The sequence below is a fragment of the uncultured Reyranella sp. genome, from assembly GCF_945957355.1.
Taxonomy (GTDB): Bacteria; Pseudomonadota; Alphaproteobacteria; order Reyranellales; family Reyranellaceae; genus Reyranella.
This window is the reverse complement of sequence record NZ_CAMFKM010000007.1, coordinates 196,043-209,191: the sequence shown is the minus strand read 5'-3', so window position 1 is coordinate 209,191 and position 13,149 is coordinate 196,043. Positions and strand designations below refer to the sequence as shown.

Sequence of the window (13,149 nt, the reverse complement as noted above, 5' to 3'; positions counted from 1 at the left end):
ATGGCTACCGTTTACCCGCGCCGCAGCGGCGCGCAGGTTCTGATCGACCAATTGCGAATCCACGGCACCGACACGATCTTCGGCGTGCCCGGCGAAAGCTATCTGGCCGCCCTCGACGCCCTCTACGCCCAGCGCAATTCGATCCGCTACGTGATCTGCCGCCAGGAAGGCGGCGCGTCCTATATGGCCGAGGCCTACGGCAAGCTGACCGGCAAGCCCGGCGTCTGTTTCGTGACGCGCGGTCCGGGCGCCACCAATGCCAGCGTCGGAATGCATACCGGCTTCCAGGATTCGACGCCCATGATCCTGCTGGTCGGGCAGGTCGCGCGCGAACAGGCCGAGCGCGAGGCGTTCCAGGAAATCGATTATCGCCGCATGTACGGCCAGATGGCCAAATGGGTGACCCAGATCGAGGATGCCCGCCGCATTCCCGAGATCGTGAGCCAGGCCTTCCATCGCGCTGTGAACGGCCGGCCCGGTCCGGTCGTCATCGCCCTGCCCGAAGACATGCTGGTCGACGAGGTCGAGGTCGCCGATGCCGGTCCCTACAAGGTGGCGCGCGGAGCGCCGGCGCCCGAGGACATGGCGTCGTTCCGCGAGCTCCTCGCCGCGGCGAAGCAGCCGCTTGTGATCCTGGGCGGCGGCGGCTGGGACGCGAAGGCCTGCGCCGACATCCGCGCCTTCGTCGAGGCCAACCACCTGCCGGTGACCACCGCCTTCCGCAACCAGGACCTGATCGACAATCGCCACGACAATTTCGTGGGCGATCTCGGTCTTGGCGTGAACCCGCCGCTTGGCAAGCGCATCAAGGAGAGCGACCTCATCATCGCGATCGGTCCGCGCCTCGGCGAGGCCACCACCGGCGGCTACACCATGTTCGACCTGCCGGTGCCGGCGCAGAAAATGGTGCACGTGCATGCCGGCGCCGAGGAGCTCGGCCGCGTCTATCAGGCGACGCTCCCGATCAACGCGGGCATGGCGCAGTTCGCGGCGGCCGCGAAGGCGATGAAGCCGGTCGATGCCTCTGCCTGGAAGGCGGGTGTCGCCGAAGCGCGCGCCGACTACCTGAAGAACATCGAGCCGACGCCGCAGCCCGGCTCGGCCAATTTCGCGGAGATCGTGGGCTGGTTGAACAAGCGCCTGCCCGACGACGTCATCGTCACCAACGGCGCGGGCAACTACGCCGGTTTCGTTCATCGCTTCTTCCAGTATCGCGGCTTCCGTACCCAGCTCGCGCCGACCAACGGCTCGATGGGCTACGGCGTGCCGTCGGCGGTGGCGGCGAAGATCGCCGCGCCCGGCCGCACCGTCGTGTCGTTCAGCGGCGACGGCTGCTTCCTGATGAACGGGCAGGAGTTCGCGACCGCCGTCCAGCATGGAGCGAATGTCGTGTTCATCGTGGTCGACAATGGCATGTACGGCACGATCCGCATGCATCAGGAGCGTGAGTATCCGACGCGCGTGCACGGCACCGAGCTGAAGAACCCCGACTTCGCGGCCTATGCCCGCGCCTTCGGCGGCCATGGTGAGACGGTCGAGCGCACCGCCGACTTCGAGGCGGCGTTCGAGCGCGCCCTCGCCGCCGGCAAGCCCTCGATCATCCATGTGAAGACGGACGCCGAGGCGATCACCTCGCGGATCACCATGAGCAAGCTCCGCGAGCAGGCGCTGGCCAAGCAGAAGCACTAGGAGCGGGCACGCGAAAGTCCGGGCGCAGGTCCTATGGACGGGCTTGCGCCCGGCTGTTGCCGCCTTTATAGAGGCGGTCCGTGGAGATTTGAGCCGACCGGCTTGCGACCACGTTAAACATCGCTAAAAGGTCGGAGGTGCTCGCAAAGCCCCCGTCCTTCCAGGTCGGGGGCTTTTCGTTTGCGCAGCTGGAAGGGCGCGCGGCGAGACAGGAGAGTGAGATGGACGGTTCGATTCCCGTGAAGAAGGCGCAGGCCGATGTTTCGAAGTGGCGCCCCCAGACCCGCGCGGTGCGTGGCGGCCAGGTGCGCAGCAACTTCGACGAGACGTCGGAAGCGCTGTTCCTGACGTCGGGGTACGCCTATTCGAGCGCCGAAGAGGCCGAGGCCACCTTCAAGGGCGAGAGCAACCACTACCAGTATTCGCGCTTCGGCAATCCGACCGTCTCCATGTTCGAGAACCGGCTGGCCGCGCTGGAAGGCGCCGAGGCCTGTCGCTCGACCTCGACCGGCATGTCGGCCGTGTTCTTCGCGCTGCTCGCGCTGCTCAAGTCGGGTGATCGCATCGTCGCGGCGCGCCAGCTCTTCGGCTCCTGTCACTACATCGTCACCGACCTGCTGCCGAAGTACGGCATCCAGAGCGAGCTCGTCGACGGCGGCGATCTCGCGCAGTGGGAGAAGGCGCTCTCCAGGCCGACGCAGGCCGTGCTGTTCGAATCGCCGTCCAATCCGATGCTCGACATCGTCGACGTGAAGGCGGTGTGCGACTTCGCCCACAAGGCCGGCGCCAAGGTCGTGCTCGACAACGCTTTCGCGACGCCGATCCTGCAGCGGCCGCTCGAATTCGGCGCCGACGTCGTGGTCCACTCCGCCACCAAGTACATCGACGGCCAGGGCCGTACCCTGGGCGGAGCGGTGCTGGGCTCGAAGGAGTTCATCGTCGACAAGCTGCAGCCGATCATCCGCAATACCGGCCCGTCGCTCAGCCCGTTCAACGCCTGGGTGCTGGTGAAAGGCTTGGAGACGCTCGGCCTGCGTGTCGAGCGCCATTGCGCCAATGCCCGTCGTGTCGCCGACGCGCTGGCCGCGCATCCGGCGATCGGCCGCGTGCTCTATCCCGGACGCCCCGACCATCCGCAGCATGCGCTGGCGGCGAAGCAGATGTCCGATTTCGGCGGCGTGGTGACGTTCGACCTCAAGGCCGGCAAGCAGGGCGCGTTCGCGGCGCTGAACCGCCTGCAGATCGTCGACATCTCCAACAATCTCGGCGATGCCAAGAGCCTCGTCACCCATCCGGCGACGACGACGCACATGCGCATCGGCGCCGAGGAGCGCGCGAAGCTCGGCATCACCGACGGCACGGTCCGCCTCTCCGTGGGCCTAGAGGATGCCGAGGACATCATCGCCGACTTGACCCAGGCGCTGGGCGGCTGACGCAGGCGGCCGGAGACCGGAGATGGCGCTTTCGGCCGATCTGTGGGCGGCGAATTCCGACCTGGCCTCGCGCATCCTGTCGCACGGTTTCGTGCGCGGGCTGCGGGACGGCTCGCTGCCGATCGAATGCTTCAAGGGCTATGTCGCGCAGGACGCCTATTTCCTCGAAGCCTTCGCGCGCGCCTATGCTTTCTGCCTCGCCAATTCGCGCTCGCGCGAGGATCTGTACGGGTTCGCCGGCCTGATCGCCGGCGTCCTGCAGGAGCTGAAGCTGCACAAGGGCTACGCCGAGCGCTGGCGGGTCGACCTCGACGGGGTCGCCCCCATCGAGGCGACTCGCGCCTATGTCGACTTTCTCCTCGAGACGGCGCGGCGCGGCGATCTCGGCGAGACGATCGCGGCGATGACGCCGTGCATGCGGCTCTATGCCTATCTCGGCCGTTCGCTGGCCGCCAACAGCGTGGCCAAGCTCTATTCGGAGTGGGTGAAGACCTATGCCGATCCGGGCTTCGAGGCGCTGGCCGTCCAGCTCGAAGCCCTGCTCGACCTGCATGCCGAGGATAACGAAGCGGTGCGGGCCAACTACCGCCGCGCCATGGAACTCGAACTGGGTTTCTTCGCCGCCCACGTTTAGCGGGCGTTGGCAAGGGTTTTTGCAGGTACCGGCGGGCAACGCCCGCGGTATCATGATACCTGTTGGAGGGGCGCGACTCTCGTTTCGATTGATTCGTTTATTTCTTTTGTTTCGTTCATTTGGCGGAATCCGGCTCTTTCGACGGCCTGTCAGAGCGGCGCCAGTTTCTCCATCGAGCGGTCGAGGGCGCCGTGCAGGTCGGCGGTCAGCTTCGTGCCCATTGCCGTCCGCACTTCCTGCTCGGCCTCGGCCCACAGCGGCAGCGCGCGCTTGAACAGGGCCCGGCCGGCCGGTGTCGCGACCAGCTCGTGCCGGCGCTTGTCGCCTGCATCGGCGCGTTCGATCACGCCCGACGTCAGCAGCGGCCGCAGGTTTCGGGTGAGCGTCGTGCGGTCCGTCGCCAGCAGGTCCGACAGTTCCGTGATGCTGACGGGGCCGCGCGAGATCACATAGCCCAGCAGCGAGAATTGCGAGATGCGCAGGCCGGTCGGTGCCAGGTGCCGGCTGTAGATCTGGGTGACGCGCCGCGCCGCGCTGCGCACGCGAAAGCAGGTGCACTCGGCGGGCGACAGGCGGACCGCAGGAGAATCGGCTGTCATGGGAGCGAGATTATCGCCGCTCCTTGCGCCGGCAAAGTCCAAATGTGTATATGCACATAAGATCGTGATGGAGATGGGCATGGCTGCAGAAGCAGGATTTGGCGTGGTGCCGATCGAGCAGGCGCGTACCCTGGATGGGCTGGATCTCTTCAAAGGCCTGCTGGAGGGACGCTATCCGGCGCCGCCGATCTCCCGGACCCTGGGCTTCAAACTGCTGGAAGTCGAAGCCGGGCGCGTCCTGTTCGGCTACACGCCGGTCTTCGACCATTACAACCCGCTGGGTACGGTCCATGGCGGCATCGCCGCCACCCTGCTCGACTCGGTGATGGGTTGCTGCATCCACACGATGCTCAAGGCCGGCAGCGGCTACACCACCGTCGAGATCAAGGTGAACTACGTGCGCGCGATGACCGACAAGACCGGGCCGGTGCGGGCCGAGGGCAAGGTCATCAATGTCGGCTCGCGCATCGCCACGTCGGAGGGCCGCCTCACCGACGCCGCCGGCAAGCTGCTGGCCCACGGCACGACCACCTGCCTGATCTTCCCGATTTAGCCTAGTCTGGCGGCATGCAGAATGCCGCCGCCGAACAGAGACTCCTGAAACTCTCCATCGCCGTCACCGTCGTGGTGTCGGCCTTCGGCGTCCTGTTCGGGCTGCTGTCGGGCTCGATGTCGATCCTGTTCGACGGCGTCTTCTCGGCCATCGATGCGGCGATGTCGGGACTGGCGCTGTTCGTGTCGCGGCTCGTCACCCGCGTCGCCGAGAACCGGCGCTTCCAGTTCGGCTACTGGCATATCGAGCCCATGGTGCTGGCCTTCAACGGCGGCACGCTGATGCTGCTCTGCTTCTATGCTTTCCTGAATGCCGTCGACAGCCTGCTGGCCGGCGGCCGCCAGCTCGATTTCGACTGGGCCATGGCCTATGCCGTCCTGGTCTGCCTCGCGTGCTTCGGCATGTTCTTCTACGAGCGCCACCGCAATCGCCGGATCGACTCCGATTTCATACGGCTCGATACACAGAGCTGGCTGATGAGCGGAGCGATCACTTCGGCCCTGCTGGTGGCCTTTGCGATCGCGTCCACGCTGAAGGGAACGGCTTACCAGTACCTTGCGCCGTATGCCGATCCGGCGGTGCTGGCTTTCCTGACGCTGGTCCTCGTCTTCGTGCCGATCCGCACGGTGCGCAAGGCGTTGGAGGAGATCCTCCTGATCACGCCGCCCGGCCTCGATGCGCGTGTCCGTCAGGTCATGGACGAGATGGTCGCGCGGCACGGCTTCAAGACCTACACAAGCTACGTCGCCAAGGTAGGACGTGCCCAGTTCATCGAAATTCACATCGCGGTCCCGCCGCAATCCCCGATCGACAGTGTGGGAAAGGCCGATGCGATCCGGCGCGAGATTGCCGATGCGATCGGCGGCGAGGGGCCGAATCGCTGGCTCACGATCGACTTCACCGCCGATCCGAAGTGGCTGTAGACGGGTTTGACCTTTTGGCTGGAAACTCCCATGTCAGGGGCCGGAAGGAATTCGCCCGAGCATGTACAAAGCCACAACCCGCGCCATCCAGGTGACGGTCCTGCCACAATATCTGCCGGATCAGTCGGAGCCCGAAAAGTCACAATTCGTGTGGGCCTATACCGTGCGCATCGAGAACGGGGGTGATGTCGCGGTGCAGTTGCGCAGCCGGCACTGGAAGATCACCGACGGGCTCGGCCGCCTTCAGGAGGTGAAAGGTCCGGGTGTCGTCGGCAAGACGCCGTTGCTGCACCCCGGCGAGGTGTTCGAGTACACTTCCGGCACGCCACTTTCCACGCCATCCGGGATCATGGGCGGCACGTATCAGATGGTGGACGAGGCGGGCGTAAAGTTCGATATCGAGATTCCGACCTTTTCGCTCGACACGCCGACGGAGCAGCGCAGCCTCAACTAGGCCGCGCGAATCTTCAGGGGAGTAAGACGATGAACAAGATGGCGAAGCCGCGCGAGGTCGTTTCGCTCGCCACCGGCCTGTCCCGGCCCTCGCGCGAGGAGGCGGAGGCCGCCGTCCGCACGCTGATCCGCTGGGCTGGCGACGATCCCGGCCGCGAAGGCCTGGCCGGTACCCCCGACCGCGTGGTGCGCTCTTACGAGGAGTTCTTTGCGGGCTACGATCAGGACCCGCGCGACATGCTGCAGCGGACCTTCGAGGAGGTCGAGGGCTACGACGAGGTCGTGGCACTGCGCGACATCCGGCTGGAATCGCACTGCGAGCATCACATGGTGCCCATCATCGGCAAGGTCCATGTCGGCTACCTGCCGGACAAGCGCGTCGTCGGCATCAGCAAGCTCGCCCGCGTGGTCGACGCCTATGCCCATCGCCTGCAGATCCAGGAGAAGCTGACGGCGCAGATCGCCAACACGCTGCAGGAAGTTCTCCAGCCGCGCGGCGTCGCCGTGGTCATCGAGGCGGCGCACCAATGCATGACGACGCGCGGCGTCCACAAGTCCGACGTGACCATGGTCACCAGCCGAATGCTGGGCGCCTTCCGCGACAATGGCGAGACACGGCGCGAATTTCTGAGCATGATCGGCCGCACGTCGATTTGAGTCGAACCTCATCCTGAGGAGCACGCCGCAGGCGTGCGTCTCGAAGGATGGGATACACCGCGGCTGTTGCCCACCCTTCGAGACGCCGCACTCGCGCGGCTCCTCAGGGTGAGGTCGTAATAGAGTGAGCAAGGGACATCATGGCCGGAGAGACCGTCAATTCCATCGAAATGCTGCGAAGGCTCGTGGCATTCGATACTACCTCGCGCAATTCCAACCTCGCCCTGATCGAGTACGTGCAGGCCTATCTCAAGGGCCACGGCGTCTCGTCGAAGCTGGTGCCCAACGAGGACGGCTCGAAGGCCAATCTCTTCGCCACCATCGGTCCCAATGTTCCAGGGGGCGTCGTCCTGTCGGGCCATACCGACGTCGTGCCGGTCGACGGCCAGCCCTGGGTCACCGATCCGTGGACGCTGACGCTGAAGGACGGCAAGTATTACGGCCGCGGCACCTGCGACATGAAGGCCTTCTACGCCATCGGCCTCGCCATGCTGCCGGAGTTCCTGAAGGCCCCCCTCAAGAAGCCGATCCACTTCGCGCTTTCGTACGATGAGGAAATCGGCTGCTTCGGCGCGCATTCGCTGGCCGCCCGCATGGCGACAGAGGTGCCGAAGCCGCGGGTCATCATCATTGGCGAGCCGACCATGATGACCGTGGTGCATGCCCACAAGGGCAGCCAGAGCTACGTCACCAAGTTCACCGGCTTCGAGGCGCATTCCTCGATGACACATCTCGGCGTCAGCGCGATCCATTTCGCCGGCGAGTTCATTCACTATCTCAACACGGTGCAGGAGGAACTCGAGGCGGCCGCGCCGAAGGACAGCGAATTCATGCCGGCCGCCGCGACCTTCAACGTCGGCACCATCATCGGCGGCACCGCGGGCAACATCCTGGCGCGCGAGTGCGAGGTGCTGTGGGGCTATCGCGAGCTGCCGACCCGCCCGATCGAGGAGCTGGGGGAGCGTGCCAAGAAGTGGCTGAAGGAAGAGCTGCTGCCGAAGATGAAAGCCAAGCACCCGGCGGCCGGCATCGAGACCGAGCTGCGCGCCTCGACTCCCGCCTTCTCGCCCGAGGGCAACGACGACGCCAAGGCACTGGCGGGCAGCTGGTCCGGCTCCAACACCGTCGGTGCCGTGGTCTATGCGACCGAGGCCGGCATCTTCCGCAAGGTGCTGGGCGTGCCGACGGTCGTGTGCGGCCCCGGCGACATCGCCCAGGCACACCAGCCCAACGAATTCATCCTCGCCTCGCAGGTCGAAGCAGGCGAGGAATTCATGAAACGCATGCTCGAGTGGTCCTGCCGGGACTGATCGTGACCAAGACGTGCCCGACCTGATCGCCGTCGACTGGGGCACGAGCTCGCTGCGTGGCGCGCGTCTCGACGAGGCGGGCCGCGTGCTGGAGGAGAAGAGCGCGCCGCTCGGGATCCTGAGCGTGCCCGCCGGCGATTTCGCCGGCGTGTTCGCCTCGCTGTTCTCGGACTGGATGGAGCCGGCCGGCAGTGTCTGCCTGATCTCCGGTATGGCCGGCAGCCGGCAGGGCTGGGTCGAAGCGCCCTATGTCGCCTGTCCGGCCGGACCGCAGGAGCTGAAGCGGCACCTGCACTGGATCGAGCCGGCGCGCATCGCCCTGGTGCCCGGCCTCAGCATCGAGCAGGGCGAGGTGCCCGACGTGATGCGCGGCGAGGAGGTCCAGATCTTCGGGGCGATGCGGTTGGCGGGCCTTACGGACGGATTGTTCGTGCTGCCCGGCACGCACAGCAAATGGGCCACAGTGCGGGAAGGCCGGGTGGCCGGCTTCCGGACCTGCATGACCGGCGAGTTCTATGGCCTGCTCAGCCAGCATTCGATCCTCGCGCGGACCCTCCAGGCCAATTCGCCGCTCGACGAGGCGATGTTCCGGCGCGGCGTGATTCGCGCCGGGGAAGGCAATGGCCTGCTGCACGACGCCTTCGGCGTGCGGGCGCTGGCCTTGTTCGATCGTCTGTCGCCGGCCCAATCGGCCAGCTATCTCTCCGGCCTGCTGATCGGCGAGGAACTTCGGACGCAGGAGCTGACGGTCGGCCGCGAGGTCATCGCCATCGGCGCACCGGCACTCACCGCACGCTATGCTCTGGCTCTCGGAGAGAAGGGCGTCAGGGTGCGCAGCTTCGGCGCCGAGGCGACATGGGCGGGCTTGAGGGCTTTGCAGGGATGACCACCATCGAAAGGTTCAGGGCCGCGATGCGTGAGCTGCCGCTCGTTGCCATCCTGCGGGGGCTCAAGCCCGAAGAGGCACCTACGATCGGCGACGTGCTGGTCGAAGCGGGCTTCCGCTTGATCGAAGTGCCGCTCAACTCGCCGCGGCCGCTCGACAGTATCGCCCTGCTTCGCAAGCGCTTTCCCGATGCCGTCATCGGCGCGGGCACTGTATTGACAGCGGTCGAGGTGAGGGACGTCGCGTCGGCCGGAGGCGAGCTCGTCGTCGCGCCGAATTTCGACCGCGACGTCGTCGAGGAGACGGTGCGGCTCGGCCTCGCGAGCCTGTCCGGCATCATGACGCCCACGGAAGCCTTTGCGGCCCTGAAGGCGGGCGCGCATGGATTGAAGCTCTTCCCGGCCGAGCTGGCCTCTCCGTCGGTGGTCCGGGCGCTGCTGGCGGTGCTGCCGAAGGGCACGCCCTTGATCCCGGTCGGCGGCATCGGCGCTGACAACATGGCGGCCTGGCGTGCCGCCGGTGCGGCCGGCTTCGGCCTCGGCTCGTCGCTCTACAGGCCGGGCGACGATGCGGCGACGGTTCGGATGAAGGCGGGCGCGATCGTGGCGGCGTGGGCAAAGCCGGAGGAGTAGCCGCACCCCCTGACGCGCGTGTCGCGGCGCAATGGTTGATACACGACAGTCGTGCCTTCGATGTTGCAAATGCGCAGCCTGTGAGGTCAACCTCGGATCGACATGATCCGGGGAGAAGCCACAGTGAACGCGCCACGTTGCCGGAGGCGCCGCAGGCGTGCGAGGGGAAAGGCAAGAGGAGCGAGGCTGTCGGCACTTGTCCTAGCGGGGATCGCATCGTCGATTGCGCCGGTATCCGCACAGGATACGCGTTGGGACGCGCTCCTCTCCAACACGAACTGGTACGTGGCGATTCCCAACCTGGTCGCCTACGCGAGCAGCAACAGCAATACGACCGCCAACCCCTTCCCGATCGGAGACCAGACCCTGTGGTCTCTGGGAACCGTCACGAATGGCTCGTTCCGCGGGGCGAGCGAGGCGACGTTCGCCATCGGGCCCACGGTCACCGCGCCGACCTACTCGGCCATGCACGGAGTCGTCACCGAAGCGGGGCAGATCCGGATTGAATTCACGTCTCCGGACAGCGCGACCATCGTGGGCATCGGACAGATGCGCGAGGTCGGCGGCGTGCCGCTGATGGAAATGCAGATGATCACCGGCACCTCGCAGCTGGTCACGCACTGGGCCTACATGGCGCCCTACAATCCGGCCGTGTTCACGCCGCCCTCGCCGACGCAGTATGTGCGCGCTGACATCACCTCGCCGGAGTGGCGCTGGACCGCCGGTACAACCTGGCAGGTGTCGAGCCCGACTGTCTTCGGCACCGCGACGCCCGGTACCTTCAAGATCACCGGCTACAGCAACGGATACTACTGGGGTGTTGGAGCGGCGCCGCTCGACAGCACGGTGGGCAATTTTACCGTCCTGGGCTCGATGACCCCGGAGGGAAATCTTTTCTTCAACCTGCTGTTCGGGGCGACCTACGACAGTCTTGCGGGCCAGATCACCGGCGATGCGACGACTGGGGCCATGGCTCTTCGCGCGTACACCCTGTCCGGTCCGGTCGGCGTGCCGACAACGGCCAGCATCATGCCGGTTTCCACCATTGCCGCGGGCCAGACCTATTTCCTGAGCAACGTCGGCTCGACCGTCATCCCGGCCTTCACCGGAGGCACGCTCCAAGTCGACGAAACCAGCGGCGTCTACAATCAGAATTTCCTCGTCGACGGATCGGCCACCAACCGTCTCGACCTGCGCGGCAATTCGGCCGTGCTGAGCGGCGTGCTCTCCGACGCCGCGCCCGGCGCGCCGGGCAATCTCACCATCGCCAACAGCGGGCTCGGCGGAAACGTCTCGTTCGCCGGAAACAGCACCTACTCCGGTCTCACGACGATCGAGGCAGGAGCTACGCTGTCGGTCGACGGTTCGATCGTCTCGCCGGTCTCGGTCCAGGGCACACTGCGGGGCACGGGAACGATCAGGGGCGCCACCACGGTGCTGAGTGGCGGTACGCTGGCGCCGGGCAATAGTCCGGGAACCCTCGCCTTCGCCGCGCCCGTGACCATGGCGGCGGGCAGCACTCTCTCCCTCGACATAGACGGCACCGGGACCGGAAATGGGGCCGGCAACTTCAGTCGCGTGGTGGTGACGGGTGTCGGCAACGGCTTCACCGCCGGCGGCACGCTGCAGCCTGTCCTGCGCGGCATCACCGGTGCCGCGACCAACGACTTCACGCCGGCCGTCGGTCAGCAATTCATGGTCGTTGCCGCACAAGGCGGTGTGCAGGGGAGTTTCGCCGGGCTCGCCCAGCCTGCAGGCCTGGCACCGGGAACGCGGTTCGACGCCCTCTATGCCCCGACTTCCTTATCGCTGGTGGTGACGCCTGCGTCCTACGGCAATCTCGGCGCCGCCGGCCTGTCCCAGACGCCCAACCAGGCATCGGTCGGGCAGGCGCTCGACGTCCTGCGCCCTGCCGCGGGCGTGCGCATGAATGGCCTGGCGCAGTCGCTCTTCGCGCCGCTCTACAGCCTGCCCGCGGCGTCGATTCCACAGGCACTCGATCAGCTTTCACCCAGTCTCTATGGCGACGTGATGCTGTCGGCGCGCCAGGGCTTCTATGGATTTGCCGATCAGGTCAGCCAGCGTCTCGGCACCCGGCGTGCCGGACGGGGCGGTGGGCACAACGTTGCCATGGCCTGTGGCGATTCCTGCGGCGGACTGCCCAACGCCGCGCCCAACACGGTGGCAGGACCGCTCGGCACGACCGCCTGGCTCTCGGGTTTCGGGCAGTGGACGCAGGTTGCCGCGGCGGCCGCCCCCGGCTTCCAGTCTTCGCTCGCCGGCGTGATGGCCGGTCTCGACGTCGAGCTGGCGCCCGGGTTTCTCGGCGGCGTCGCCCTGGGCGGCGGCAGCGCGAACAGCTTCGCCGGCAACGGCGGGACCGCTCTCGGATCGGCGCTGCAGGCGATGGTCTATGGCGAGTACGCCACGGGGGCGGTGTTCGTCCGCGGTCTGGCGTCCTATCTGCGTTTCGATCAGACGACGACTCGTCCGCTGGGGGCCTGGAACAGCGTGTCGAGGGACAGTCTCGTCACGACCGGCGTGGGGGGGGAGATCGCGGCCGGGATTCGAATGGCCTTGGAAGACTGGACGGTGGAGCCCACCGCGGGGTTCGCCGCCGCCGGCTTTTCCTCTCCGGCCACGGTCGAGCAGAACATCAACGGCCTTGCCCAGCAGATCGACGGACAGTCGCTCACCAGCATGCGCGGAACCCTGACGCTCCCGGTGAGCCGTACGCTCGCGATGGCCGATCAGCGCTCTCTCGCGTTGCGCGGCCTGCTCGGTTGGGCGCACGAATTCGCAGACGTGTCGGCGACGACGCAGGCGGCCTTCGCCGCGGCTCCCGGCGTGCCCTTTGCGACGGTCAGCGCACCGATCTCGCGCGATTCGGTGTTGATCGGTCTCGCCGCCGATTTCGCACTCGAGGATGGAGTGGCCTTCTTTGCAGGCTGGCAGGCAGCGATCGGCTCGTCTTCGACGGCTCAGACACTTCGCGCAGGCCTGCGTGTTACGTGGTAGTCATGTCGCTCGCGTACGGCGCGCCCATCCCAGGAGGAATTCATGATTCGCACGATCATTTGCACGTCTCTGGGACTCGTGCTGGCCGCGGGCTCTGTCCAGGCTCAGGTCTACTGCCGTGCTGAAGGCGTGCCGCACGGCTGCGTCTGGGCACCGCGCGGCGCCGGGGCGCCGGGAGTGGGCGTGCTTCCGGGCGCTGGAGCGGGCGCGCCCGGCGTCGGTGTCGCGCCGGGTGCTGGGGTCGGTGCTCCCGGGGTTGGTGTCGCGCCCGGCGTGGGCGCGGGCGCACCTGGGGTCGGAGTGGCCCCTGGACATCCCGTGGACGGGGACGTGAACAGGGGCGGACCGGTGAATCGCGCCGG

General features: G+C 66.7%; 12 protein-coding genes and 1 riboswitch. Of the genes, 11 read left to right on the top strand and 1 reads right to left on the bottom strand.

Annotated elements, in window-relative coordinates; all coding sequences use genetic code 11:
- The 3 genes from Q0Q48_RS14150 (at position 1) to Q0Q48_RS14140 (ending at position 3,756) form a co-directional block, all read left to right on the top strand.
- On the top strand, positions 1–1,689 hold the full coding sequence (locus tag Q0Q48_RS14150; protein ID WP_295138654.1) for a thiamine pyrophosphate-binding protein: 1,689 nt from the start codon (positions 1–3) through the stop codon (positions 1,687–1,689).
- Positions 1,690–1,759: 70 nt separating this feature from the next.
- Positions 1,760–1,836: riboswitch (SAM riboswitch) on the top strand.
- Positions 1,837–1,910: 74 nt separating this feature from the next.
- The gene (locus tag Q0Q48_RS14145; protein WP_295138652.1) at positions 1,911–3,122 is read left to right on the top strand and encodes an O-succinylhomoserine sulfhydrylase; all 1,212 of its coding nucleotides are present in this window, start codon (positions 1,911–1,913) and stop codon (positions 3,120–3,122) included.
- A 22-nt stretch (positions 3,123–3,144) separates the two neighbouring features.
- Positions 3,145–3,756, top strand: coding sequence for a TenA family protein (locus Q0Q48_RS14140; protein ID WP_295138649.1), 612 nt, complete (start codon positions 3,145–3,147; stop codon positions 3,754–3,756).
- A 149-nt stretch (positions 3,757–3,905) separates the two neighbouring features.
- Here the strand turns inward: Q0Q48_RS14140 and Q0Q48_RS14135 are convergent, their stop codons facing one another.
- On the bottom strand, positions 3,906–4,355 hold the full coding sequence (locus Q0Q48_RS14135) for a MarR family winged helix-turn-helix transcriptional regulator (RefSeq protein ID WP_295138646.1): 450 nt from the start codon (positions 4,353–4,355) through the stop codon (positions 3,906–3,908).
- Positions 4,356–4,434: 79 nt separating this feature from the next.
- Between Q0Q48_RS14135 and Q0Q48_RS14130 the strand changes: the two genes are divergently transcribed.
- The 8 genes from Q0Q48_RS14130 (at position 4,435) to Q0Q48_RS14095 (ending at position 12,787) form a co-directional block, all read left to right on the top strand.
- On the top strand, positions 4,435–4,908 hold the full coding sequence (locus tag Q0Q48_RS14130) for a PaaI family thioesterase (protein WP_295138642.1): 474 nt from the start codon (positions 4,435–4,437) through the stop codon (positions 4,906–4,908).
- A gap of 14 nt (positions 4,909–4,922) precedes the next feature.
- Complete coding sequence (locus tag Q0Q48_RS14125) at positions 4,923–5,831, top strand: cation diffusion facilitator family transporter (RefSeq protein ID WP_295138639.1); 909 nt, start codon at positions 4,923–4,925, stop codon at positions 5,829–5,831.
- A 61-nt stretch (positions 5,832–5,892) separates the two neighbouring features.
- Entirely contained in the window at positions 5,893–6,285 is a 393-nt protein-coding gene (gene apaG, locus Q0Q48_RS14120; RefSeq protein WP_295138636.1) for a Co2+/Mg2+ efflux protein ApaG, read from the top strand.
- Between the two features lie 29 nt (positions 6,286–6,314).
- A complete protein-coding gene (gene folE, locus Q0Q48_RS14115; RefSeq protein ID WP_295138634.1) occupies positions 6,315–6,941 on the top strand; it encodes a GTP cyclohydrolase I FolE in 627 nt (208 codons plus the stop codon).
- Positions 6,942–7,081: 140 nt separating this feature from the next.
- Positions 7,082–8,251: an acetylornithine deacetylase gene (gene argE / locus Q0Q48_RS14110; protein ID WP_295138633.1), complete on the top strand. Its 1,170-nt coding sequence runs from the start codon at positions 7,082–7,084 to the stop codon at positions 8,249–8,251.
- A gap of 13 nt (positions 8,252–8,264) precedes the next feature.
- Complete coding sequence (locus tag Q0Q48_RS14105; protein ID WP_295138630.1) at positions 8,265–9,137, top strand: 2-dehydro-3-deoxygalactonokinase; 873 nt, start codon at positions 8,265–8,267, stop codon at positions 9,135–9,137.
- Positions 9,134–9,769 carry a 2-dehydro-3-deoxy-6-phosphogalactonate aldolase gene (locus Q0Q48_RS14100; protein ID WP_295138626.1) on the top strand — a complete coding sequence of 212 codons (636 nt, stop codon included), beginning with the start codon at positions 9,134–9,136 and terminating at the stop codon, positions 9,767–9,769. Before Q0Q48_RS14105 ends, Q0Q48_RS14100 begins: the two co-directional genes overlap by 4 nt.
- Positions 9,770–10,054: 285 nt before the next feature.
- On the top strand, positions 10,055–12,787 hold the full coding sequence (locus Q0Q48_RS14095; protein WP_295138623.1) for an autotransporter outer membrane beta-barrel domain-containing protein: 2,733 nt from the start codon (positions 10,055–10,057) through the stop codon (positions 12,785–12,787).
- Positions 12,788–13,149: the final 362 nt, after the last annotated feature.